The organism is Nitrososphaera sp. (genome assembly GCF_050748925.1).
GTDB lineage: Archaea > Thermoproteota > Nitrososphaeria > Nitrososphaerales > Nitrososphaeraceae > Nitrososphaera.
This window is the reverse complement of the sequence record NZ_JBOGQF010000221.1, coordinates 1-1,677: the sequence shown is the minus strand read 5'-3', so window position 1 is coordinate 1,677 and position 1,677 is coordinate 1. Positions and strand designations below refer to the sequence as shown.

3 protein-coding genes are annotated in these 1,677 nt (G+C 54.0%); 1 reads left to right on the top strand and 2 read right to left on the bottom strand.

The features are described 5' to 3' along the window. Together ACREAY_RS11725 and ACREAY_RS11720 are read right to left on the bottom strand one after the other, a co-directional pair. Positions 1–748, bottom strand: a 748-nt coding sequence (locus ACREAY_RS11725; protein ID WP_431755950.1) for a CHRD domain-containing protein, incomplete at its 3' end; no start/stop codon positions are given. A 260-nt stretch (positions 749–1,008) separates the two neighbouring features. Continuing rightward, the gene (locus tag ACREAY_RS11720; protein ID WP_431755949.1) at positions 1,009–1,218 is read right to left on the bottom strand and encodes a hypothetical protein; all 210 of its coding nucleotides are present in this window, start codon (positions 1,216–1,218) and stop codon (positions 1,009–1,011) included. A 319-nt stretch (positions 1,219–1,537) separates the two neighbouring features. On the opposite strand from ACREAY_RS11720, the gene ACREAY_RS11715 reads away from it, so the two are divergent. Next, positions 1,538–1,675, top strand: a complete 138-nt coding sequence (locus ACREAY_RS11715; protein WP_431755948.1) for a hypothetical protein — start codon at positions 1,538–1,540, stop codon at positions 1,673–1,675. The last annotated feature ends 2 nt before the right edge of the window (positions 1,676–1,677 follow it).

Here is a 1,677-nt window from a genome sequence, read left to right as displayed (position 1 = left end):
AGCTGAACCTGCCGGACCTTGTGGTGGCTACGATTATGCCCACGATTGCGACTGCGAGCACTATTGCAGCGACTGCGCCAAACTCGGGGATCACGGTGGTGCCTACAAAGTCTATCTGCTCCGACTGCGCCGGGAAGGGTATAGTCAGCGTCCGGATCTCCTCGCCAAAGTCGTCATCTGCGAAATCCTCCACCTCGTCGACAAATACAAGGTAGTCGGCATCCTCGCCGTTCTCGACCGAGTCAATGATTTCCCTTGGCAGCTGTATAGTCAGCTCTCCGTCTTCGTCAGCCGTAATCATTGCCGTGAGCGTCGCCGTTTCCACGTCCGCGGTCAGCTCGTCCAAGGTAGCATTGGTTATCATGTACTGGATGTCAAACTCCTCGTCGCCCACCGTCAGTGTGGCTGTCTCCCACTCGCCGGCAGGAGGTGTTGTCGGCGGCGTAGTCGGCGGGGCCTCGTCCTGAACGCAGACCACCTGGCCGCGGATTTCGCCGTCAGGGTTTGCCTCGGTGTGGATGTTGATGTACATCATACCGTCAAGCAGCTGCGATGCCTGGTCTGCAGACAGCGTTGCCGTGCCGTTCATCGGAGAGGCCAGCCCAGAGATTTCCCCGATGTTTATCTGCACTCCGGTGTTGTTTCCAGCAGCCGCTGGCCCGTGAAAGTGTGCCGCCGTGGCGTTTCCGGTCAGGCCGGAGAATTCAATGTTCCACGACAGCTCGTTGCTCGTTGAATCAAATGTCACATCCGCCGTCCCGGTCCCTTGTGTGGTGACCGGGGGCACTTCTTGCGACCCATCAATAGGCGTTTCGCATGTAAAAGTTTCCGCATATGCCGGTGTCGCTTTAGTCGAGATTATTCCAACCAGGAGGACAAGTCCTAGCAGTATTGTTAATCCTTTGACGCGCATCAAAGCCAAGTTGTGATTTTTTACTATTAAGGCTTATTAGCTGATCTTCTATGCGCCTAGTTCTATAATCTTGACGCGACATCAGAAATGCGGCGTCAGGTCATGCGCGAGACAATGACGCCTGCGCCTGCCGACACCAGCCCTCCGACCAGTATCACAAACCCGACGACTGCCCAGTTGATGACGGGCCAGTCGATCTCTGGCCATGCAATGACAGGGAACTGTATGTTAGATACACTCAGGGCGTAAAAGCCCGCTGCCATGAGAAAGACTCCTCCGACGATAAGTGCCGTTACTTTGAACATCTCCTTTTCCCCTGCCGACTGTCTTCATTGGCCCTTAAGGGAGATAAAGCTGGAAATAGTTGATCCAGAGCTCGAACTAGTCAAACATCAGATTTTTCCGGAAAAATGGCTCAGAGTGCAAAACACATCATTGGGTATCAGTTCCGTCTAGACTCCTCATCGCCGCATTTCTAGGTTCAAGGCGGTATTTGGTGTTTCCCCGCTCTGCTTTTATTGGGCGCCGTACCAGCATGCACACGTGGTAAAGAAGACCGTCTGATGCACGGGTTACTTTGTCGTGAATACCTTTATTGCACACAATGTCTGTGTCCAAAGTGTCTTGGTTAAGAAGACAGTTTACGGCCGGTGCCCCAAATGCAAGGCAAAGAGCGACCTTGTCGTCATGTCCGGCGACCCGGGGCGCGAGAAGTTCAAGTGCAACCAGTGCTACCACGTTTTTGGGATGGACGAGCTCTGATC

Coding starts and splice junctions, on each gene's coding strand:
- ACREAY_RS11720 (WP_431755949.1), bottom strand. CDS start 1,218: ATGTTCAAAGTAACGGCACTTATCGTCGGAGGAGTCTTTCTCATGGCA.